This window comes from Enterococcus sp. DIV1096b (assembly GCF_050498765.1).
GTDB lineage: Bacteria > Bacillota > Bacilli > Lactobacillales > Enterococcaceae > Enterococcus_D > Enterococcus_D entomosocium.
This window is the reverse complement of sequence record NZ_JBMHEK010000001.1, coordinates 1,799,740-1,820,948: the sequence shown is the minus strand read 5'-3', so window position 1 is coordinate 1,820,948 and position 21,209 is coordinate 1,799,740. Positions and strand designations below refer to the sequence as shown.

The following is a 21,209-nucleotide window of genomic DNA, read 5'->3' as shown; positions in this document are numbered from 1 at the left end:
GGATTGAAGTGATGTTGTTAGACGGTATAACTTATATGCACGAACATACTACGATCGATCTTTCACGTTTGAAGAAAGATGATGATACGAACTTAAATTGTTTTGATGAGACTGTTTCAGAATACAAAAAATTGTATTCTAAGGGAGTTCGTAATATAGTAGACCTGACAAATATGGACATGAGAAGAAATCCCGAATATGTTCAGCAAGTATCTGAGCTATCTAAAATCAATATTGTCCAAGCAACAGGATTTTACCAAGATAAATTTTTACCCGAATTTGTGACGTCAGCTACGATTGAAGAGTTGACTGATTTTATGGTAAATGAGATAGAAAATGGAATTGCGGAAACCAGTATCAAAGCACAACTTATCGGTGAAATAGGGACAAGTAAAAATCATATGACTGAACGAGAAAGAAAAATATTTATCGCTGCTGTCCTCACTCAAAAACATTGTAATGCTCCTATATCGACTCACACAACATTGGGAACCTTTGGCCATGAACAAGTAAACTTTTTTAAAGAGCATGGGGCTGATTTAAATAAAGTGGTGATTGGACACGTGGATTTGACCGGTAATAGTGATTATATTTTAAGAATGTTAGATCAAGGGGTATATGTAGAATTTGACACGATTGGAAAAGAGAACTATCAACCAGATCTGCTAAGAATAGAGATGCTAAAAGAGATTGAAAAACGTGGTTATCAAGACAAAGTATTTCTTTCAATGGATATTACTCGAAAGTCAAATTTAGCATATCGAGGTGGAATAGGGTATTCTTATTTATTGGATACATTTGTTCCACTTGCACTTGAAAATGGTTTATCTGAGAATTTTATCGATAAAATGCTACGAGATAATCCAAGAATATTTATGAATTAGGAGCGAAATTATGGAGACATTCCCTTTAGAAAGTTTGTCGATAGAAGAAGCGACTCAAATGCAGTTTCGCTTTGTAGATGCTATAACCAGAAACTTCTCAGGTGAAGAAAGTCTAACACGAGGGGATCTTGGTGTTGTAAAAGGGTTAAATCAGCCGAGGACTACTCAAAAAGTTGAAAAGGTTTTGGCAGATTTTTTTAATGCTGAGGCTGCGATGCTTGTACGCGGTTCTGGTACGAATGCCATCAGGTTAGCATTATATTCTCTTATAGGAACTAACAAAACTTTAATGGTTCATGATGCACCAATCTATCCTACGTCAAAAGTATCGATTGAGATGTTAGGATTAAAAACAATTTTTGCTGATTATAATCATCTCGAGGAAGTCAAAGAAAAACTTTTGAATAATAAAGTAGACGGAATATTGATTCAAGTAACAAGACAAAAATTTGATGATTCCTATGATTTAAAATCATTGATTGCTTTTATCCGATCGTTTGATAAAACTATCCAGATCATTACTGATGACAATTATTCGGCTCTAAAAACTAAGGGGTTAGGTTCCGAATTCGGTGCCAATCTATCTTGTTTTTCTACGTTCAAATTGCTTGGTCCTGAAGGTATTGGTTGTATTGTTGGTGAGAAAAAAGCGATTCAACGCCTGAAGAATGACAACTATTCTGGTGGAGGGCAAGTTCAAGGTCATGAAGCAATAGACGTTTTAAAAGGGTTGATCTATGCACCGGTCTCATTGGCTATATCAGCAAAAGTAAGTGAAGAGGTTTGTGGTCGAATCAATCAACAAGAAATTGGAGGGATTGAAAAAGCATTTCTAATCAATGCTCAGTCGAAGGTAATTGTCGTCAAATTAAAAAAGCCAATTGCAAAAAAAGTCATTGAACAAGCTACAAGTTTTGGTGCCTTGCCCAATCCAGTAGGAGCAGAATCAAAATATGAGTTCTCTCCACTTGTCTATCGGGTTTCTGGCACATTTAGAGCAGCTGATCCAGATGCTGAACAATTCATGATTCGTATAAATCCCAATCGATCAGGTGCAGACACGATCATGCGGATTTTAAAACAGGCAATGGATGTTGTTGAAAAAGAGGTGTGAGTCTATGGGAGAAGAATTTTTAAAGAAAAAAGGAATCATTGTTAACTACTTAGCATCAGATCTTTTACAAAAGAAAAAGGGCGATCGAGTTCAAAGTGTTACGGAATATCAACAGAAATATAAAGTAGCCAGAGGGACTGTTCAAAATGCTTGGAGTTTTTTAAAAGAGATTGATGCAATAAAAGTTAAAAGTCACGGTCATATGGGTACATTTATAGAAGAAATTAATTATAATATTTTGCAAGAATATGCGTTATCAGATACGATTCTCGGTACAATGACCTTACCATATTCACGTCTATATGAGGGATTAGCAACAGGAATATATGAAGCCTTCAAACAAAATAAAATTAAATTAAATCTTGCATATATTCGAGGATCAAAAGAGCGTGTTCGATCGATCTTGAATAAAACGTATCGTTTTGCAATTGTTTCAAAATTTGCGGCAAATCAAGCAATAAAAAATGGAGAACCGGTTGAAATCACATTGGACTTTGGACAACATACTTATCTTAGTGAGCATGTGTTGCTATTTAGGGACAAGAAAAAAAAGTCAATTGAAAAAGGGATGAAGATTGCTATTGACTATAGTTCAATTGACCAACAATTATTAACGAAAGCAGTCGTTAATGAGACACAAGTTGAATTTGTTGAAATGCAAGGGCATCAAATCGTATCTTCTTTACAAAATGGTAGTATTGATGCTGGGATCTGGAATTTTGATGAAATTAGAGATAAAAACCATCAAGGGCTCTATGCTGTTCCATTAGAAGGAAGTGAAATGGAGCAAGAAATGAGTACTTCCGTTATCATTACCCATACGGAAGAAACGTCTATGAAAGCATTCTTCCAAAAAAGCGTAGATAAAGAAAAAATTCTTACTATTCAAAAAGAGGTTTGTGAAGGGCGTTTAATTCCTCAGTATTGATTTCATTTATAGTTTTATACCAGGGCAGGCAATCAGGAAACCTAGTTTCTTATCCATTGCTTGATAGAATATGTTTTTGTGTTTTGAGTGAAATAGGGGGATTAGATGATTAGAGAAAAATTAGCAATATTACTAAATTCAAAAGTAATCGATGAAAATACTTATGAGTATGTTTTGCGCGTATTAGATTATTTATTACAGCTAAAAATTATTGATAATGATAAAAAAGCGGATGTCTTTTTGACTCATCTAGCGATGGCAGACCAACGACGAAAGCAAAATGAGACGATAAATGACCTCGAATCTTTTATCAGTCAGGAAATCCAATCTGATCCAAAATTTCTTCACTCGAAAGAATTATGGCAGGATCTTCAAAGAATGACAAAAGGAAAGCAATTTGCTGAAGCTGAGCTTGATTACTTTTATCTTCATATCATCAATATGTTGAGGGAGGAATAACATGTTTTTGAATGTTACCATCCAAAGAAATCAAAAATTGGTTGACGCTGCAATCTCTCTCCATAAAGAAGGAAAAATACTTCCAGATACCTATGTCTTGGACCTTGATATGATTGAAAAAAATGCTACAAGCTTAGCAGAAGATGCCAAGACACATGGAATAAACTTGTTTTATATGACCAAGCAATTTGGTCGCAACCCATTAGTTGCACAAAAGATACATGATTCGGGAATCAAAAAAGCGGTGGTCGTGGATTATAAAGAAGCATTGATTCTTATGGAACAAAATCTACCATTAGGAAATGTGGGTCATTTAGTTCAAATACCACGGAATCTTTTAACTAGAATCATGAATTACGGAACTGATTATATCACGGTTTATTCTTTGGAGGCGTTACAACAAATCATTCAAGCGGCTGAAGAGCTTACTATAAAACAAAAGATTCTAGTAAAAATCATTGAATCTGATGATCAGATTTACGAGGGGCAATTTGGTGGATTTCATTTAAACGAGTTATCTTCAATTGTTGAATTGGTCAGACAAACAGACCATGTAACCATTGAAGGTGTGACCTCTTTTCCTTGTTTCTTATTTGATGGCGAATCGAAGTTATTACCTACCAATAATGTGAAAACGATCCAGCATGCGAAAAAAATTTTTGAAGAGTTAGGGATCGTAATAAAAGAAGTGAATATTCCGTCAGCAACTTGTCACGAAACTATTCCTTTCATTAAAAAAATTGGGGGAACACAAGGCGAACCAGGACATGCACTTACTGGAACTACACCATTACATTCAAAGATGATGTTACCGGAACATCCAGCTATGGTTTATGTGAGCGAAATATCGCATAACTTAGATAATCATGCTTATTTTTATGGTGGTGGATATTATCGACGTGGACATCTTGACTCGGCACTGATTGTAAGTTCGGAATCAGTTAAAAAAGACCGAGTTCGACCTTTTAGCAATGAAAATATTGATTATTATCTTTCAACAGAATCCACCCACCCTGTGGGAGCTACCGTTATCGCTGCATTTCGAACACAAATTTTTGTTACTAGAAGTGATGTAGCAGTTGTTTCAGGTATTCAAAGTGGCTCGCCAAAAGTCGAAGGTATATATGATAGCCTTGGAAATATAGTTAGAAGGTGAAAAAATGGGGAAATTTGTTGTTATCGTTTTAGATAGTTTTGGCGTTGGCGCAATGGATGATGTTAAGGAGGTTCGACCTAGAGATCTAGGAAGCAACACTGCTGCACATATCATTGCCTCCAATCCGTCAATTAATATACCAACGTTGGAAAGCTTAGGTTTGATGAATGCTCTTGGTTTTGAGATAAAAAATCATAAATTTTCACCGACAGCAAATTATGGCACAGCTGATCTAGCACACTATGGAGCCGACTCATTCTTAGGACATCAAGAAATTATGGGCACAACACCTAAGATTCCATTGATTCAACCATTCAATCAAAAAATCGATGAAGTCGAAGCTAATCTGATAAAGTATGGTCATCAAGTTCGAAGAGTGGGGGAAAGCGGGACACAGATTTTAGTTGTAGATGAACTTGCAACGGTCGGTGATAACTTGGAAACAGATTATGGACAAGTTTATAATGTTTCCGCTTGTCTGGATTTGATTTCCTTTAATGACTTGGCAAAAATTGGGCATGTTGTAAGGGAAGTGGTTGAGGTTTCTAGAGTCATTACTTTTGGTGGTGAAAACATAACATTAAAAGACTTACTCGGAGCAAGAAAAACAAGGAATGGAGAAATTGCAGGAGTAGATGCTCCACAATCTGGCGTATATAATACTGGTTATCAAGTCGTTCATCTTGGATATGGTATTAATAAAAATGTTCAAACTCCCACAATCTTAGATCATGCAAATATCCCAGTTTCTTTTTTGGGCAAAGTCGCTGATATTATCCAGACGGATAGTAAACGCTTATTTCCAGGAGTTGATACAAATCGTCTTTTTGATGATTTGATCAATGAAGTGAAAACGCTTGATCATGGTTTTTTTGCGTTGAATATTCAAGAAACTGATTTGGCTGGTCATGCGGAAGATGTAAATCGTTATTCTGATCGTTTAGAAATTAGTGATAAACGAATCAAAGAATTGCTTCCATCCTTAAAAAGGGGGGATATCCTAATTGTTATGGCAGACCATGGGAACGATCCCACAATAGGGCACAGCAATCACACTCGAGAAAAGGTTCCCTTATTGCTTTATAGTCCAGGTATCAATAATAAATATTTAGGAAACAGACAAACCCTTGCAGATGTTGGCGCAACTGTAGCAGATTACTTTAACGTTTCGCCTCCTCAAAATGGTCAGTCATTTTTGCCAGAATTATTTATTAATTAAATGTAATGGCTCGATTAATGGTAGTAAAACCAAAATCGAGCCTTTTAAGGAGTTTATAACATGGAGCAGAATAAAGTTCAAGAGTATTCCAAGCGAACAAGTTTAGCAATGGCAAATTTTTACAACTCCGTCATTAAAGTATTTCCCAATTGCATAGAGAAAATCAGTTCCTCTTCTGGATATTATATTGGACTGAAAGATTCTATAATTTTCACATCTTTCTTTATAGATTTTTTGGAGAAAAATGGCTTCCATCTTCACACGATTGACAAAGCAAGTCATAAAGGAAGAGGGATAGATATAGATTTAAAAAATCCAATTACTGGTGGTGTAATGACTGGTTCATCGAGTGGAACAGCTGTGAACGTTTTTTTAGGTATTAATGATGTTGGAATCGGCACGGACGGAGGTGGTTCAGTTTTAGCTCCAGCAGCAGCTTTAAACTTAGTTGGTTATATCCACCCGGAAGTGGGAAAGAAAATGCTCAGTTTAGAAAAAATGGTAAAATCTTCAACAGATGGCATATCCTTCACACCATCCATCGGACTTATTAGTCGTGAGATAGATCTCATAAAGCAATTAGCACAAATCTTTACTGATCATAAGGACCAAGAAAAGACAGTAATTGTTGCTGTAGAATCAGAAATAAATAAGGATCTTTTATCAGTAGACATGGAGACTATGAAAATAATTACGAAGGATTTTTCCTATAAGTATCAAGAAAGTCGTAAAAAATTAATTGATGAATTAGAACGATTGTTTTTAGATGTAGATATAATTATTTCGAAGGAAGGACCAATTGACATTTACGGTATTGGTGAAACACTCATCGGACATTTTGATGATCAGACGCGAGAAAATCAAATTGCTGGTAAAAAAGGATTTATTAGAGTTGTCAATATGTGTAATGCTATCGGGTTGATCGTTCCAACTACAAGTCTAGCTACTGGGTACTTAATAATCGGAAAGCCTCAATCAGGAATTGAGCAACAAATGTTTCATTTAGCAAAAAAACTTATCGCCAAAGAAGATAGATTGCTGAAGAATTATTTTCTCGATCATCATTCTTATTTTGACGAAGGATATAATTTATAAAAGAGCTTTCGCTGGTGTTTTCTCAACGAGTTCTAGTCAATAACATTTATCAAACCATCGACATTTCTTTGTCTTTGGGTTTTTCGTTTAAAAAGTGTTGACGGATTCCTCATAAAACGTAAAGGTTAAAAATTTTTATCACTTGAGAAGAAAAGTCGGATTATAGAAAACGTCTCTTTATCGCCAGATCAGAATGAATTATTTGACGAATTTACCGGTTTTGAACACCTTGACCTATATCGTCATATATGTTCATGGATGAAGAGATGAACGGGCTAGATCCCACCAATGTTTTATTGGTTTCGACTATTTTGCAGCAGCTGGCTGCAGAAGGAAAAGCGATCATGGTTTCTTCTCATATTTTGTATAATTTGGAGGAGATCTCTCAGCAGATCTTATTTCTGAAAGATGGCGTTATGTTTGAATACAATGATCCTAAAAAAACATTGATGGAAAAATATCAGGAGATTTATGCGAAGGGAAAAAGTATTGGTCATTGATCCTTTACTTTTGCTATTTGATATTATGTGGAAATTGAGATAAAGCACTGAATTTCGGAAACTTATTCAAGGTAATGTATGGAGCTTACTGGAAAGTAGGCTCCTTTATTTGGCGTTCATTAGGCGTATCGTCCAACTCTAGTACCATATTATACCAAGCAACACCTGCATGTTGTGATTCTGACAGTCCTTCTAGTTGATAGCCATGCTTTTTGTAATATGGAATCAATGATTCTAAACAAGTTAAGGTGATTCCTTTTCTATTTTGAAGACGACATTGTTGTTCAAGAACTGACAGTAGTTTACTACCAATCTGGCAGTTTCTATAACCAGGAGCGACAGCTAAGCTAAGAATACTTTGGTAGCCACCAAAAGGCTGATTAGGACGAGTACTTTCAAAAAGATCGTCAGAGAGATAACGTTTAGAAATAATGGGCCCAACAACGTAGCCGATCGGACAATCCGTCTCATTTATAGCAACAATAAAACTGTCACTTAGTATACGTATTCGATCCATCATCGCTGTTTTGGATGCTGCTTCATCCGCTGTAAATCCTGCATTTTCAATCTGCATGATTTGATCAATATCATCTTCTTTTGGTGGTCTGAAAAAAACGTTCATTCAATCACTCCTATACTATTTAGGAATAGTTTATCATATAATGATCCTTTTAAAATCCGTCTTACGCGCTTCTATTTTATTTTTGCTTGTCTAACGTTTTTTACCATAAACGCATTGACTTTTTCGCCACATATTTGAGGAAAATCGGAAGATAAATGGAAAAGTCGTCAACAAATTATTGTTTACGTCTTTTTGAGTGCTTTTGCAGGAATGACTTTTTGTGAGGGAGTTGTGAGAAAGGTGTAAAAATTAAGACAAATTTTATCTGAGTGTCTTGCCTTAAAGTCCACTTCAAGAAATATACTGAAACTACCATTACTTATGGAAGATGAAAGGAGCAATACGATGAGAAAATGGACAAAAGGACTTTATCTGGCTATGATCTTTCTTGCAGGATGCAGCAGTGATCCAACGAATGAAGAATTAGACACTAATTCAGGTGAAACAAGCAATCGTGACTTAGTAGCACAAGAAAATGAAGAAATCTCTTTGATTGATAGCACGGATGACATTTTAATTGCCTACTTTACACGACCTGAAAACTTGGAGCAAGAGCCCGCAGTCGAAGCAGTTTCTGGAAGTAGTTTTAATGTGATCGATAACACTTTAATAGGAGATGTTCAAGTCATAGCAGAGATGATCGCTGAACAGACAGGAGGTGAGTTATTTTCGATTCAAACAGAAGTAGGTTACCCTAACGTTTACGATGAACATACAGCTTTTGCTACTAGAGAGGTGGAAGAAGATGCTCGACCAATGTTGATGGCTGACGTTGCACAGATGTCTGATTTTGATGTTATTTTTATCGGCTTTCCTGTTTGGTGGAACCGTGCACCGCGAGCTGTTTTAACATTTCTTGAAGCCTATGATCTTGCTGATAAACAAATCATTCCCTTTGCAACCCACGGTGGAAGTGGATTGACCAATAGTCGAAACGAACTTCGAACATTGTATCCAGATTACCAGTTTCTCGAAGGGTTTGCAGCTAGAGCGGGAAGTGTTGAAGATGCTGAACCAGAAGTATTAGAGTGGCTAAATCATTTGGGATTATAGAAAAAGCATCAATAAAGAATAAAAGAATATCTTTAATTATAGAGGGAGCCTTGTTAAAGGCTTCTTCTTTGTTTTATTTTTCTATGAGACTGTTAGACGTCTATTTGAGATATATGATATGATTAATCTAATGATTTAGCGTAAAAGCAAAGAATCTTATTTTCAGCTATAATACTCGTCGATTCAATAAAAATTTTTAATCAATTGCTGTCTTAATTTAGGTAAATTAAATATTATTCCATTTAGCTAAAATTGCGTACATAAAGATTGTTTTAGGGGGACTAAAAGTGGCTGTATTAAAATATGAAAAAATCAAACAAGATATTCTTCGAGATATTGAAGCTGGTAAATTTAAACCGGGGGACCGTATCTATTCAGAGGGAGACTTGAAAGCAAAATATGGGGTAAGTAATACAACCGTCATCAAAGTGATGAATGATCTGGTTGCACAAGGTTATCTCATTCGGAGACAAGGCGAAGGAACATTTGTACGAAAAAACATTCTAAATAAACGTGTTTTCTTTAGTGAAAATACACGCCCCTTGACTAATGATAAAAAAGAACCAATATCTGAAAAGACTGTCGTGGAAGCGGTAGATCTCATTCAACAAATAACGAATTCAGATATAGCAAAGATTTTACATGCTCCTTCGTTTGAAGAGACAAAAGTACCGTTTTTAAAACTAAGTCAAGTTGCATTTATTAATAATAAGCCGTGGAAACTTCAATTTAGATATGCACATATCAGTGGACCGACAGATATTCCAATCGCTCAGCTGAAAAAGGGGCTGTCATTTACTAAAGTACTAGAAGATTTAAACCAAATACCAGAATCAGAGAAAATGACAATCTCTGTATCTGACTTTGAATCGATCATAGATAGTTTATCAGAGAAAGATCAGAAAATAATGAAAAGCTATTTTAAGAATAATCGACCAGCAGCTTTGTTTGTGAGGAATCGAATTGTTTATGATCGTTTTGAAAATGCTATTGAATATGACCAGGCATTTATTCATCCTGATTACTATAGTATTGATATTATTAATTAGTTAACATCTATATTTCAAAAGCATATAGCTGCGTTATATGCTTTTTTTATTCCATTAAAATAAATAATCTTGAAAACGCTTGCGTAGCAAACAAGAATATTATATACTGCAATCAGATAACACGTTAACGCTATAAGTTGTGAATGGAGGAAAAACATGCTTTTGAAAAGAATTGAACCTTTAAAGGAGAATTATCAAAAACTAGAAGTATCAGAATTAAGTACGAAAGAAATTGATCAAGCGATTAACGAGTGTTTACAAAAAATTGATCAAAATATGGCTATATTTGGAGAGAAATTTCCTGCACCTGCCACTAAAAACCAAAATTACCAAGTTATTGATAACACAGAATGGACGACGGCTTTTTGGACAGGCATTTTATGGATTGCATATGATATTACCAAGGAAAATAAGTATAAGGATTTAGCAGAAAAGCATATAGAAAGCTTTTCCAGAAGATTGTCTCAAAATATAGAAATCAATCATCATGATCTAGGTTTCCTTTATACTCTTTCGTGTGTCAGTTTTTACAAAATCACAGGCAATTCCCAAGCTAGAGAACTTTCCATTAGCGCAGCTGACAAACTCGTTGAGCGATTTCAAAATAAAGGGAAATTTATACAAGCTTGGGGAGATTTGGATGACTCTAATGAATATCGTTTAATTGTTGACTGTCTCTTAAATCTACCATTATTGCATTGGTCATATGAGGAGACAGGTGACGATATCTATAAAGCTGTGGCAGAGAAACATTATAAGACCACCATTAAATATGCGATTCGAGAAAATGCTTCAGCATTCCATACTTATTATTTCGATCCCACAACAGGTCAGCCCCTATATGGTAAAACGAAGCAAGGATTTTCTGACGACTCCAGTTGGGCACGCGGTCAAAGCTGGTTGATTTATGGAATAGCATTAAATCAGCATTATTGTAGAAAGGAGGAAAATATAAAGCTTTATGAAGCTGTAACGAATTACTTTTTAAATCGTTTGCCTAGTGATTTAATCTGTTTTTGGGATTTGATTTTTGAAGAGGGATCTGACCAACCTCGGGATACTTCTGCTAGTGCAATAACCCTTTGTGGTATGAATGAAATGGAAAAATATCTAGCGGACAACCATCCTATGAAAGAAATGTATCACAATATCCAACAAGTTATGCTAAGAAATTTAATAAACCGTTACACAGAAAAAAAGGGCACAGGGGCTGTAGCGCTCATCAATGAAGGGGTCTATTCCTGGCATTCCGGAAAGGGTGTGAATGAAGGGAATATCTGGGGAGATTACTTCTATATGGAAGCACTGGTAAGACATAAAAAAAACTGGCAATTATTTTGGTAAAAAGACTAAAGGAGGGAATCAAATGGCACAACCAAATATTAAAATGACACGAATTGATGAACGCTTGATACATGGTCAAGGTCAAATGTGGATCAAATCATTGGGTGTCAACTTATGTATCGTAGCTAACGATCAAGCCGCAAATGATCCATTTCAACAACAATTGATGAAAGCGGTGGCACAAAATGTGAGCATGCGCTTTTTCACGATTCAACAAACATGCGAAATCATTCATAAAGCCTCGCCTAAGCAAATGATTTTTATCGTTGTGGCTAATCCGCAGGATGCATTAGTACTTGTCAAAGGTGGTGTACCGATTAAGCAAATCAATGTGGGGAACATTCACAATGCAGTAGGAAAAACGAAAATATCCAACTATATTTTTATCGGTGAAGAAGATAAAAGAGCGTTAAAAGAATTAAAGAATACATTCCACATCAAGTTTGATACTCGTACCTCACCGATGGCTCCAGACGTTGATTCATTGAAACAACTCATGTCTCATCTTGAAAAAGAATAGGAGATAATAAAATGAATATATCAATTATGCAAGCTTTTTTACTGGCACTTATGGCAGGCGTTTGTTATTCGGGTCTATTGCTAGGCATTTTTACAAATCGTTGCATTGTCCTTTCCTTTTTTGTAGGGTTGATTCTTGGTGATGTTCAGACTGGATTAATGATGGGTGCCATTGGTGAACTTGCTTTTATGGGATTTGGCGTTGGCGCTGGGGGAACGGTTCCGTCTAATCCTTTAGGTCCAGGAGTGGTGGGGACCATAATGGCGATAACTTTAAAAGATAAAGGGGTCACACCTGAAAGTGCCTTGGCATTATCTTATCCATTTGCAGTATTATTTCAAATTTGCCAGACACTCATTTATACAGTATGTGCTGGTTCATCCGAAGCTGCAAGAGTTTCGGTAGAAAATGGCCGTTTCAAACGCTTTAAATGGTTTGCACATACAACTTTCATTAGTTTTTTCTTTGTGGGATTCTTTATTGCATTACTTTCTGCTTTAAGTATGGAGCCTCTTAGAAAATTTGTCGAAATGATTCCGAATGAATTGGTTCAAGCACTGACTGTTGCTGGAGGCTTACTACCCGCAATCGGTTTTGCGATGATTCTATCGGTCATGGTTTCCAAAGACGTTATTCCTTACGTGATCTTAGGCTACATTTGTATTGCGTATTTAGATTTACCTGTTATGGCGATTGCATTAGTAGGAGCAGTATTTGCAATGATCGATTACTATAATCAAGAAAAAAGACAAGAACTTTCAATGACTTTCGCTCAACAAGGAGGAATCAAAGAAGATGGAATCTAAAGAACAAAAACTAACGAAAAACGATTATTTTATAGCAACTATGCGCTCATATTTCCTCCAAAATGGCTTCAACTATAACACGTATCAAGGAACGGGTTATGCAAATATTATTTTTCCGGGATTAAAAAAGATCTACAAAGATGATCAGGAAGCATTGAAAAAAGCCACTATTGATAACTTGGAATTTTATAATGTCAATCCTCAAACAGTTCCCTTTGTTACTAGCTTACAATTAGCAATGCTTGATCACGGGGAAGATGTATCAAAAATTAGAAGTATAAAAATGGCATTAATGGGTCCTTTGGCAGGAATTGGGGATGCAATATCTCAATTTGGTGTAGCACCGTTATTTTCAACGATTTTTGCTAGCATGGCGATTGCGGGTATTACTGCTAGTCCAATCATGTTTTTGGTTTGTATGATTGGCTTTAATCTGTTTCTTAAGTGTCTTTTAGGCTGGCTAGGTTATCGAATGGGCACAAGTGCGATTGAAATGCTCAGCCAAAAAATCAACCAAATCTCTCGGGCAGCGAATATTGTAGGAGTCACAGTTATCTCTGGTTTAGCGGTGAGCTTCGTAAAAGCTGAAATGGCGATCGAGTACGCAACAACTATTGATGGCGAACAACAAGTAGTAGCGCTCCAAACTGTTTTTGATCAAATTTTGCCTCGGCTCTTGCCTGGATTAGTTACGATTATGGTTTATTATCTAATTAAAAAGAAGAATTGGAATGTTTACAAGCTGCTCATTTTATTGTTTGTTTTGGGTATTTTAGGGTCGCTGTCAGGTATCCTTGGATGACTTTTATAGAAGCAAATAGTGCGAATTTTGACTACTTAAATAGTTTATCAAGCTTTAGAGATATTGCACTAGCAAAAACAATATTATCTAATCCTGATATAGCCTCCGATAGTCCTTACACAACAAAACTTACAAATTTTGCGAATATGGATCGAATGACCTATTTTAATAAAGATTTTGATTTTAGTTTTGGGTTAAGTATGTCCTCTAGTAGAATCAAACGATACGAAACAATGAATAATGAAAACCTTCAAGGATGGCATACGGGCGATGGAATGCTTTATCTATATAATGATGATCTAAATCAATTTAATCAAGACTTTTGGGCGACAGTTGATCCCTATAGATTGCCAGGTATTACTGTGGATAAGCAAATTCGACTTGATCAAAGCGGTTATAGTGTAGCGGAAACAGACTTCGTGGGAGGTTCCACCGTTGATGATCGTTATGGTAGTTTTGTCATGGATTTTATCAATTATGAAAGAACGTTGACAGCTCAAAAGTCATGGTTCATCCTTGGTGACGAGCTTGTTGCTATTGGAAGTAATATAAACTTTCAAAATGACCGTATCATTGAAACAGTTATAGAGAACCGAAAGCTAAATGAGACGATTGATTACAGATTATTTGTGAATAATGAACAGATTGATTTATCAAATGGACAACAAAGCTTTTCTAATGTTGAAAGTGTTTATTTGGAGGCTTCTGATCCGCAACAATCTATCGGATATAAATTTATCAACCCTCAAGATTTAACTTTGATGATTGAAGAACGTACAGATAGTTGGAATCGGATCAATGGATCAGGGAGCATTGACCCGATTACGAGAAGCTACTTTACAATGTGGAAAACGCATATCCATCAAGAAGATGAGTACAACTATGCTATCTATCCTAATAGGGACAGAACTGAATTCGAAAAAATTGAACCCGCTAAAATATTGCGCAATGATAAAAACATTCATGCAGTACAGTCAAATAATGTAATTGGTATTAATGTCTATAATGAAACCGAAGTCGAAATCCTTGATATGAAATTTCAAACCCCAATGGCACTTACACGAGTGGACAGCGATGAAACGATTATACTTTCACATTCAGATCCTACAATGAAGCGTGCTCAAAAGGATTTGATTCATCTAAAAGACGATGGTTATCGTATTAAAGAAGCAGATAGTAATATTTCAGCGAAAAAAATCACTTCTTTAGATGGTCTCGATTACTGGGAAATCGAAATTGATCCAACAGGTTCAAATGGTCAAAATAGCCAGATTCTATTTAACAAAAAGTAAAGAAAACCAAATAATAGCTTAACTTGATTGGCTATCATAATAGTGGGGCAAGTCTTTTTGTCCCTCTATTATTAATGTGCGAACAATTTTCTCATGTCATTCCATAAAACGATCTTCTTAAAATTCTACAGTCTTCTCCGCTTTTTTAGCATGATTCGCTGAATTAGCGATTCTTTGTTATTATTAAAAATGAATAGACCAAGAAGTAGGATGATTCTTTTCATTGCTAAGAGTTAAAATGTTGCAAAAAAGAGGAGGCGATTTAGTGGAATTTCGTTTATTAAAATATTTCTTCACGATTGCAGAGGAAGGGACAATTTCTCAAGCTGCAGAAGTGCTCCACATCACCCAACCGACATTGAGCCGTCAATTAAAAGAATTAGAAGATGAATTAGGAACGGCTCTTTTCATTCGTGATAATCGTACAATGCTCTTAACGGAAGCAGGTCGTTTTTTAAAAAGCCGTGCCGAGGAGATATTGAGTCTAACGGATCAAACCATGCAAGAGTTTGAAGATCGTAAGAAACAGTTGTTTAGTGGTCATTTCACAATTGGCTGTGTGGAAGCAGATAATTCCGACACGCTTTCCTTGATGTTGGAAGAATTTATCAGTGACTATCCAGATGTCCGCTTTCATATTCACAGTGGCACAGGAGATGATATCAACGAGCGTTTAGAGAAAGGCTTATTGGATTTGGCGATTTTGATCGAACCCATCGAAATCGAGAAATACGAAAAAGTCGTTCTACCAAGAAAAGAAACTTGGGGCATGTTGACATCGGCTGATTCTTTTCTCGCCCATAAAGAGGAGATCACACCAGCAGATATCAAAGGGGTGCCATTGCTACTTTCAAGGCGTCCGGAGGTGCAGCAAATGTTCAGTCAATGGTCAAAAATACCAATAGAAGAATTACCGATCGTTGGAACATATAACTTGATTTTCAATGTCTTTTCCTTAGTAGAAAACCATGTTGGTTCGGCGTTGACCATCAGCGGAGCTGTCGGAGAACGGAGGGATGAAACGATCAAATTTTTGCCTTTAGTCCCTCAAATCGAAACCAGCTGTGTCTTGGTGTGGAAAAGAAATCGTGTGATGTCGCCGGTTGTGACGGCGTTCATTGCCCGCTTTCGTGACGCTTTTGAATAATTGCATCCTAAAAGCCAAAAGAAGTGGAGTGATCCGCTTCTTTTGGCTTCCACCTCTCCCTATGCTTCGTAAGCATAGGGACTTTTTATAGAAAGCATTATTCAACGGCTCCGCTTTGCCTTACTATTAAATATACCAAGAAGAGAAACCAAGGAGGTGACAAAATGCCGGCAATACTTGTGTATTCACGAGCAGGGGAGAATCTTATTGAAGGGCAGCGAAAAAAGCTGATAGTGGGAAATACGCGGGTTCTAGCAGAGAAAATAGCAGAGAAATTACAATGCCCGCTTTATTCTCTTGAACCGACTTATCCTTACCCTGAAAGCTATCAAGCAATGGTCGAGCTAGCAAAAAAAGAAAAGGCGGCTAATGATTTCCCTTTCTATCAAGAGATATCGGCAGCGTTTTTTAAAGAACGGGTCTTGTTTATCGGTTTTCCCAATTGGTGGGGCACATACCCGATGATCCTAGCGAGTTTTTTAAAAGATCACCGATTGGAAGGGAAGATTATTTTTCCGTTTTGTACTCATGAAGGCTCAGGATTCGGCAATAGCATTGAAGACTTTAAAAAGACTTGTCCTGATGCAGTTGTTTATCCTGGATTAGCTGTTCGTGGTTCAAGAATAGAGAAAGCGGATACAGCTATTCGAAATTGGTTAAATCAGCATTTCATTAAAATAGATGAAGGAGTCGATCGATATGGTCAAGAAACAAACAGCAGGAAGAGATAACTTAGGCAACTTTGCGCCGAAATTCGCGCAACTGAATGATGATGTGTTATTTGGTGAAGTTTGGTCACGTGAGGCAGAATTGGCTCCTCATACGAGAAGTTTATTGACGATATCTGCCTTGATTTCCGGTGGCAATTTTGAACAGTTGACTGCCCATTTAACGATTGGCAAGGAAAACGGGATCACTGTAGAGGAAATTGCAGAAGTAATCACTCATCTGGCTTTCTATGTTGGCTGGCCCAAAGCTTGGTCTGCTTTTAACATCGCCAAAACGGTTTATCAAGAAGAGCTAGCTGAATTGGAGGAAAAATAAATGTCAAAAGCTGATGCAGCAAAAGAAGCAGGAATCTTTTTATTGGGCAACACAAATGATGCCTATGCGCAATATTTTAGCGGTCAGAGTTACTTGAATCCTTTAGTAGCTGATTCAGCGATTCCAGTCAACGTTGGCAATGTGACCTTTGAACCGGGTTGTCGCAACAATTGGCATCGGCATATCGATGGTGGGTATCAATTGTTGTTGGTGACTTCAGGAGAAGGCTGGTACCAAGAAGCAGGTAAGAAACCGCAAAAACTTACTGTTGGGGATGTCGTAGTCATCAAGGAAGGGGTCAAACATTGGCATGGGGCAGCAAAAAATAGTTGGTTTGCCCATGTAGCGATTACTGCTGGTGCTTCAGAATGGTTAGAAGCAGTCAGTGATGAAGAATACGATCAATTGCCTGACGCATAAGTGATGGTAAGGCAGCCGTACTTGAAGGCGTGTAACAAATCTTATGAGGTCTCACCTGACTGGCAGCCAATACTGTGGCTAGTCAAAAGAGATCGAAGAGATCAATGTGAATGAATGTACGGTCGATTCGATGATTCAACCGGGGGAAATAGGAAAGAAAAAAGAAGCGTCCGCTTGCACAACTAACGTGCGAATGGACGCTTCTTTTTGTTTAGCCAAGATAAAATTCAATCAACGTTTTTGCAATTAGTTTTGTCATGGGATGACCTTTAGTAAAGCTTGATGCTAAATAAATCGTCCTTGATAAGGGGAAATCTGCTAGTTCACGTAAAACGAAAGGCGCCTGATCTTCATAGCCCCAAGTAATTTTAGGAAAGAACGTGATTCCTAGTCCTTGATTGATAAGGGAGCGCAGCGTCGCTGGATCGTCCGTCGTTGAACCGATAGCCAAACTGATTTTTTTTGCTTCAAAAGCTTCGTCGATGGTTCTACGCAGCGGGCTGTTTTCAACCAGCATCAGCAAAGGCACGTGTTGGATATCGGCAACTTGCAAGTCTTTTTTTTCTGCCAAGGGATGCTTTTTGGGGATCGCCAGTAAGATGGGTTCCGTGAATATTGGCAGATTGGTCAAGCCGTTCTTTGGCTCAGAGGTAATGTAGAAGGCTTGTTCTTTGTTGGTCTCCTTACTGCCGTGCTGCTTGATCGAAAGTTGGATCTCAGGGTGCTTTTCAACGAATGTCGCCACCAAGTTGGGCAAGGAAACAGAAGCGACTTCAGAGTAAATCGTCACTGCAGGGACCATTTTTCCATTTAAGGCTTGGATCGCACTCATTCCTTCGTCGAAACGTGCTAACGTCTCAACGACATAGGGATAAAATTCTTCAGCAAACATCGTCAACTCGATATGCCGACCGGCATGATAGAACAAAGGAATGCCTAGTTCACTTTCTAGGTGTTTCATGGCACGGCTCAAGGCAGGTTGTGAGATGTATAATTCTTGTGCAGATTGGGTAATATTTTTCGATTCGGCTACTTTTTTAAAGTAGCGTAAATGATCAAGGTTCATCAGATACTCCTCTTTCCATACCTTTTGGTTATGGATATTCACGAAACTGGTATTTTTTATTATAACAAACTTCCGTTATTATGACACAGGAAAGAGAAATTGTTTAGGAGGTGTTTCATGAGTACAGGTTTCTTATACCCAGGACAAGGCAGTCAGACCAGCAAGATGCTTGAAGACGTACCTGCCAGTTATTTCCATCGGCTAGAACAGGCGACAGGCTTTGATTTACACCGTGTATCGGAGAATCTCGAACAAGATACCGTCTATATTCAGTTGGCGATTTTAGTAAAAGCGGCTTTTTACACGGACCAGATGAAAGCCTCTGGTGTGCAACCTCAGCTTGTGGCGGGGCATTCGATTGGCGCTTTTTCCGCTGCGTTAGCTTGTGAAAGCTTAAGTTTCGAAAATGCCGCTAGCTTGGTCTATCATCGGGCGACATTGATGAAAGAAGCCTATCCGACTGATTATGCCATGGGGGTACTTGTTGGTGTAACGAGAAGTGAAGCAGAAGCGCTCGTGGCAAAAACATTTGATCCTGCTGCTCCCGTCTATTTGTCAAATGAAAATTGCCCCATGCAGCATACGATCTCTGGTCATCTCAAAGGCTTGCGCAAGACGCTGGCTCAAGCGAAAGACTATCATGCGCAAACCGCCAAACTTTTAGCAGTGCCTGTGCCGTCCCATTGTGTGTTGATGACAGAACCCGTGAAACGGTTTGCGCCATTTATGAACACGGTATCCCTTGATGTGCCTATCTGTCCGTACCTCAAAAATACAGATGGGCGGATGACCATGAATCCTGAAGAGATCCGTCGTGATTTGCTGCAAAATATTGCTTTTCCGGTGCAGTGGAACAAGATCATGGATGTTGCCTACGAAGCAGGACTTGATTTGGCTCTTGAATTTCCTCCGGGCAACACCTTAACAAAACTGATCCAAGCAAAATTTGGTGAAAACAAAGCGATCCGTGTGATCAATTTGGATCAACATGGCATGGATGATGCTTTATTCCTATATCAAAAATGGAGATGAATACAATGGAAAAACCTGCAAGAAACTGGGCAAGTAAACGTGAAAAGAAAGCCCAAACCATGAAAAAAATCGAGCATCTTCTCGATGGAAAATATGTCCCAACGGAAGCAATCATTGAAGTCTTAGAACAGTTGATCCGTCCGGGAGACAAAGTGGTCCTTGAAGGCGACAATCAAAAACAAGCAAGCTTTCTATCAAAAAGCTTAGAACAAGTCGATGCTCAAAAAGTCAACAATTTGCATATGATCATGTCGAGTATCTCCCGTCCAGAACATTTGACGATATTTGAAAAAGGCATTGCAGCGAAAATCGATTTTTCTTATGCAGGCGCACAAAGTACGCGCGTTGCCCAAATGATTGAAGACAAAACCATGAAATTAGGGGACATTCATACGTATTTGGAATTATATGGTCGCTTATTTATCGACTTGATTCCGAATGTGGTCCTTGTGGCGGCGGACAAAGCCGATCGCCAAGGAAATCTTTATACAGGTTACAATACGGAAGAAACACCAACGATCGTCGAAGCAGCAGCCTTTAAAGATGGGATTGTGATCGTCCAAGTTAATGAAGTGGTCGATCGTTTGCCGCGGGTCGACATTCCCAGCGATTGGATCGATGTCGTCGTGGTAGCAGACCAACCGTATCAATTAGAAGCGCTCTTTACGAGAGATCCGCAAAACATTACAGAATTACAAATTTTGATGGCGATGATGGCATTAAAAGGAATCTATGCAGAACATGAAGTACAATCGTTGAATCATGGGATCGGTTTTAATACCGCTGCGATCGAGTTACTTTTACCAACCTATGGAGAAACCCTTGGAATCAAAGGAAAAGTAGCGAAAAACTGGGTCTTGAATCCTCATCCAACGATGATTCCAGCTATCGAATCTGGTTGGGTCGAAAGCATCCACAGTTTTGGTGGGGAAGTTGGTATGGAAAAATACATTGCCGCTCGTCCAGATGTATTCTTTGTCGGAAAAGACGGCACGATGCGCAGCAATCGAGCATTATCCCAAACTGCAGGTCAATATGCCATCGATATGTTTATCGGTTCGACCTTACAACTGGATTATCAAGGAAATTCTTCTACAGTGACGAAAGGCCGCTTATCTGGATTTGGTGGTGCACCAAATATGGGGCATAATCCGGGGGGCCGTCGGCATTCGACTCCAGCTTGGCAATCCTTGCGGGATGAAACAGATCCTTTAGCAAAAGGACAAAAATTAGTCGTTCAAATGGTTGAAACGTATGGTTCCAATAAAAAACCTGTTTTTGTAGAAACGTTAGATGCGTTGGCTGTCCAAAAGCAAGCTGGTTTAGCCAATGCCCCAATTATGATCTATAGCGAAGATACGACGCATATCGTGACAGAAGAAGGCATCGCTTATCTTTATAAAGCAAACTCAAAAGAGGAAAAACAAGCAGCAATCGCAGCCATCGGTGGTGTAACCCCACTAGGAATGACCAGCACAAAAGCTTCTCTGGATGCCTTGCGCAAAGCGGGAATCGTGAAATTACCAGAAGACTTAGGGATCAAACGCAGTGATGCCAAACGATCATTGCTAGCAGCTCAAACCGTTGATGATTTGATCGAATGGTCCGATGGGTTGTATGAACCGCCAATGAAATTCAGAACGTGGTCTTAATAAGA

The 21,209-nt window shown here is 37.9% G+C and carries 23 protein-coding genes; 21 read left to right on the top strand and 2 right to left on the bottom strand.

The genetic code is table 11. The features are described from left to right. Positions 1-11: 11 nt before the first annotated feature. From IGJ17_RS08695 to IGJ17_RS08660, 8 genes are all read left to right on the top strand, one after another. Complete coding sequence (locus tag IGJ17_RS08695) at positions 12-884, top strand: phosphotriesterase family protein (protein WP_429961258.1); 873 nt, start codon at positions 12-14, stop codon at positions 882-884. Between the two features lie 10 nt (positions 885-894). Then, a complete protein-coding gene (locus IGJ17_RS08690; protein WP_429961257.1) occupies positions 895-1,998 on the top strand; it encodes an aminotransferase class V-fold PLP-dependent enzyme in 1,104 nt (367 codons plus the stop codon). A gap of 4 nt (positions 1,999-2,002) precedes the next feature. After that, positions 2,003-2,926, top strand: coding sequence for a GntR family transcriptional regulator YhfZ (gene yhfZ / locus IGJ17_RS08685; RefSeq protein ID WP_429961256.1), 924 nt, complete (start codon positions 2,003-2,005; stop codon positions 2,924-2,926). Positions 2,927-3,031: 105 nt separating this feature from the next. After that, entirely contained in the window at positions 3,032-3,385 is a 354-nt protein-coding gene (locus tag IGJ17_RS08680; RefSeq protein WP_429961255.1) for a PRD domain-containing protein, read from the top strand. 1 nt (position 3,386) lies between these two features. Next, positions 3,387-4,541: a YhfX family PLP-dependent enzyme gene (locus IGJ17_RS08675; protein WP_429961254.1), complete on the top strand. Its 1,155-nt coding sequence runs from the start codon at positions 3,387-3,389 to the stop codon at positions 4,539-4,541. Between the two features lie 4 nt (positions 4,542-4,545). Next, positions 4,546-5,760, top strand: a complete 1,215-nt coding sequence (locus IGJ17_RS08670) for a phosphopentomutase (RefSeq protein WP_429961253.1) — start codon at positions 4,546-4,548, stop codon at positions 5,758-5,760. Positions 5,761-5,820: 60 nt separating this feature from the next. Continuing rightward, positions 5,821-6,855: an amidase family protein gene (locus IGJ17_RS08665; RefSeq protein ID WP_429961252.1), complete on the top strand. Its 1,035-nt coding sequence runs from the start codon at positions 5,821-5,823 to the stop codon at positions 6,853-6,855. 266 nt (positions 6,856-7,121) lie between these two features. Further along, complete coding sequence (locus IGJ17_RS08660) at positions 7,122-7,355, top strand: hypothetical protein (protein ID WP_429961251.1); 234 nt, start codon at positions 7,122-7,124, stop codon at positions 7,353-7,355. Between the two features lie 85 nt (positions 7,356-7,440). Here IGJ17_RS08660 and IGJ17_RS08655 read toward each other — a convergent pair whose 3' ends face one another. Further along, positions 7,441-7,977 (bottom strand): GNAT family N-acetyltransferase, encoded by a 537-nt coding sequence (locus IGJ17_RS08655; protein WP_429961250.1) that lies wholly within the window; start codon positions 7,975-7,977, stop codon positions 7,441-7,443. Positions 7,978-8,322: 345 nt separating this feature from the next. On the opposite strand from IGJ17_RS08655, the gene IGJ17_RS08650 reads away from it, so the two are divergent. The 11 genes from IGJ17_RS08650 (at position 8,323) to IGJ17_RS08600 (ending at position 17,454) form a co-directional block, all read left to right on the top strand. Then, complete coding sequence (locus IGJ17_RS08650) at positions 8,323-9,030, top strand: flavodoxin (protein WP_176256997.1); 708 nt, start codon at positions 8,323-8,325, stop codon at positions 9,028-9,030. A gap of 287 nt (positions 9,031-9,317) precedes the next feature. Continuing rightward, positions 9,318-10,079, top strand: a complete 762-nt coding sequence (locus IGJ17_RS08645; protein ID WP_016611818.1) for a GntR family transcriptional regulator — start codon at positions 9,318-9,320, stop codon at positions 10,077-10,079. A 156-nt stretch (positions 10,080-10,235) separates the two neighbouring features. Continuing rightward, positions 10,236-11,423, top strand: a complete 1,188-nt coding sequence (locus IGJ17_RS08640; RefSeq protein WP_429961249.1) for a glycoside hydrolase family 88 protein — start codon at positions 10,236-10,238, stop codon at positions 11,421-11,423. A 22-nt stretch (positions 11,424-11,445) separates the two neighbouring features. Next, positions 11,446-11,943, top strand: a complete 498-nt coding sequence (locus IGJ17_RS08635; protein WP_086372990.1) for a PTS system mannose/fructose/N-acetylgalactosamine-transporter subunit IIB — start codon at positions 11,446-11,448, stop codon at positions 11,941-11,943. Positions 11,944-11,954: 11 nt separating this feature from the next. Then, positions 11,955-12,749 carry a PTS mannose/fructose/sorbose/N-acetylgalactosamine transporter subunit IIC gene (locus tag IGJ17_RS08630; RefSeq protein ID WP_429961248.1) on the top strand — a complete coding sequence of 265 codons (795 nt, stop codon included), beginning with the start codon at positions 11,955-11,957 and terminating at the stop codon, positions 12,747-12,749. Further along, positions 12,739-13,551, top strand: a complete 813-nt coding sequence (locus tag IGJ17_RS08625) for a PTS system mannose/fructose/sorbose family transporter subunit IID (RefSeq protein ID WP_016611814.1) — start codon at positions 12,739-12,741, stop codon at positions 13,549-13,551. The genes IGJ17_RS08630 and IGJ17_RS08625 overlap by 11 nt, the downstream gene beginning before the upstream one ends. Next, the gene (locus IGJ17_RS08620) at positions 13,548-14,843 is read left to right on the top strand and encodes a polysaccharide lyase family 8 super-sandwich domain-containing protein (protein ID WP_429961247.1); all 1,296 of its coding nucleotides are present in this window, start codon (positions 13,548-13,550) and stop codon (positions 14,841-14,843) included. Before IGJ17_RS08625 ends, IGJ17_RS08620 begins: the two co-directional genes overlap by 4 nt. A gap of 265 nt (positions 14,844-15,108) precedes the next feature. After that, complete coding sequence (locus IGJ17_RS08615; RefSeq protein ID WP_429961246.1) at positions 15,109-15,990, top strand: LysR family transcriptional regulator; 882 nt, start codon at positions 15,109-15,111, stop codon at positions 15,988-15,990. Positions 15,991-16,154: 164 nt separating this feature from the next. Further along, positions 16,155-16,721, top strand: a complete 567-nt coding sequence (locus IGJ17_RS08610) for a flavodoxin (protein ID WP_016611811.1) — start codon at positions 16,155-16,157, stop codon at positions 16,719-16,721. Further along, entirely contained in the window at positions 16,690-17,034 is a 345-nt protein-coding gene (locus IGJ17_RS08605; RefSeq protein WP_016611809.1) for a carboxymuconolactone decarboxylase family protein, read from the top strand. The genes IGJ17_RS08610 and IGJ17_RS08605 overlap by 32 nt, the downstream gene beginning before the upstream one ends. Beyond that, positions 17,035-17,454 carry a cupin domain-containing protein gene (locus tag IGJ17_RS08600; RefSeq protein WP_008379994.1) on the top strand — a complete coding sequence of 140 codons (420 nt, stop codon included), beginning with the start codon at positions 17,035-17,037 and terminating at the stop codon, positions 17,452-17,454. A 211-nt stretch (positions 17,455-17,665) separates the two neighbouring features. Here IGJ17_RS08600 and IGJ17_RS08595 read toward each other — a convergent pair whose 3' ends face one another. Then, a complete protein-coding gene (locus IGJ17_RS08595; protein ID WP_429961245.1) occupies positions 17,666-18,520 on the bottom strand; it encodes a LysR family transcriptional regulator in 855 nt (284 codons plus the stop codon). A gap of 117 nt (positions 18,521-18,637) precedes the next feature. Here IGJ17_RS08595 and IGJ17_RS08590 point away from each other — a divergent pair, with 117 nt between their 5' ends. Together IGJ17_RS08590 and mdcA are read left to right on the top strand one after the other, a co-directional pair. After that, a complete protein-coding gene (locus tag IGJ17_RS08590) occupies positions 18,638-19,552 on the top strand; it encodes an ACP S-malonyltransferase (RefSeq protein WP_218193061.1) in 915 nt (304 codons plus the stop codon). Between the two features lie 5 nt (positions 19,553-19,557). Then, positions 19,558-21,204 (top strand): malonate decarboxylase subunit alpha, encoded by a 1,647-nt coding sequence (gene mdcA / locus IGJ17_RS08585; protein WP_015509676.1) that lies wholly within the window; start codon positions 19,558-19,560, stop codon positions 21,202-21,204. Positions 21,205-21,209: the final 5 nt, after the last annotated feature.

Excerpts from the sequence above, each read along its gene's own strand:
- IGJ17_RS08695 (WP_429961258.1), top strand. The coding sequence starts at position 12 with ATGTTGTTAGACGGTATAACTTATATGCACGAACATACTACGATCGAT.
- IGJ17_RS08690 (WP_429961257.1), top strand. The coding sequence starts at position 895 with ATGGAGACATTCCCTTTAGAAAGTTTGTCGATAGAAGAAGCGACTCAA.
- yhfZ (WP_429961256.1), top strand. The coding sequence starts at position 2,003 with ATGGGAGAAGAATTTTTAAAGAAAAAAGGAATCATTGTTAACTACTTA.
- IGJ17_RS08680 (WP_429961255.1), top strand. The coding sequence starts at position 3,032 with ATGATTAGAGAAAAATTAGCAATATTACTAAATTCAAAAGTAATCGAT.
- IGJ17_RS08675 (WP_429961254.1), top strand. The coding sequence starts at position 3,387 with ATGTTTTTGAATGTTACCATCCAAAGAAATCAAAAATTGGTTGACGCT.
- IGJ17_RS08670 (WP_429961253.1), top strand. The coding sequence starts at position 4,546 with ATGGGGAAATTTGTTGTTATCGTTTTAGATAGTTTTGGCGTTGGCGCA.
- IGJ17_RS08665 (WP_429961252.1), top strand. The coding sequence starts at position 5,821 with ATGGAGCAGAATAAAGTTCAAGAGTATTCCAAGCGAACAAGTTTAGCA.
- IGJ17_RS08660 (WP_429961251.1), top strand. The coding sequence starts at position 7,122 with ATGAACGGGCTAGATCCCACCAATGTTTTATTGGTTTCGACTATTTTG.
- IGJ17_RS08655 (WP_429961250.1), bottom strand. The coding sequence starts at position 7,977 with ATGAACGTTTTTTTCAGACCACCAAAAGAAGATGATATTGATCAAATC.
- IGJ17_RS08650 (WP_176256997.1), top strand. The coding sequence starts at position 8,323 with ATGAGAAAATGGACAAAAGGACTTTATCTGGCTATGATCTTTCTTGCA.
- IGJ17_RS08640 (WP_429961249.1), top strand. The coding sequence starts at position 10,236 with ATGCTTTTGAAAAGAATTGAACCTTTAAAGGAGAATTATCAAAAACTA.
- IGJ17_RS08635 (WP_086372990.1), top strand. The coding sequence starts at position 11,446 with ATGGCACAACCAAATATTAAAATGACACGAATTGATGAACGCTTGATA.
- IGJ17_RS08630 (WP_429961248.1), top strand. The coding sequence starts at position 11,955 with ATGAATATATCAATTATGCAAGCTTTTTTACTGGCACTTATGGCAGGC.
- IGJ17_RS08625 (WP_016611814.1), top strand. The coding sequence starts at position 12,739 with ATGGAATCTAAAGAACAAAAACTAACGAAAAACGATTATTTTATAGCA.
- IGJ17_RS08620 (WP_429961247.1), top strand. The coding sequence starts at position 13,548 with ATGACTTTTATAGAAGCAAATAGTGCGAATTTTGACTACTTAAATAGT.
- IGJ17_RS08610 (WP_016611811.1), top strand. The coding sequence starts at position 16,155 with ATGCCGGCAATACTTGTGTATTCACGAGCAGGGGAGAATCTTATTGAA.
- IGJ17_RS08605 (WP_016611809.1), top strand. The coding sequence starts at position 16,690 with ATGGTCAAGAAACAAACAGCAGGAAGAGATAACTTAGGCAACTTTGCG.
- IGJ17_RS08600 (WP_008379994.1), top strand. The coding sequence starts at position 17,035 with ATGTCAAAAGCTGATGCAGCAAAAGAAGCAGGAATCTTTTTATTGGGC.
- IGJ17_RS08595 (WP_429961245.1), bottom strand. The coding sequence starts at position 18,520 with ATGAACCTTGATCATTTACGCTACTTTAAAAAAGTAGCCGAATCGAAA.
- IGJ17_RS08590 (WP_218193061.1), top strand. The coding sequence starts at position 18,638 with ATGAGTACAGGTTTCTTATACCCAGGACAAGGCAGTCAGACCAGCAAG.
- mdcA (WP_015509676.1), top strand. The coding sequence starts at position 19,558 with ATGGAAAAACCTGCAAGAAACTGGGCAAGTAAACGTGAAAAGAAAGCC.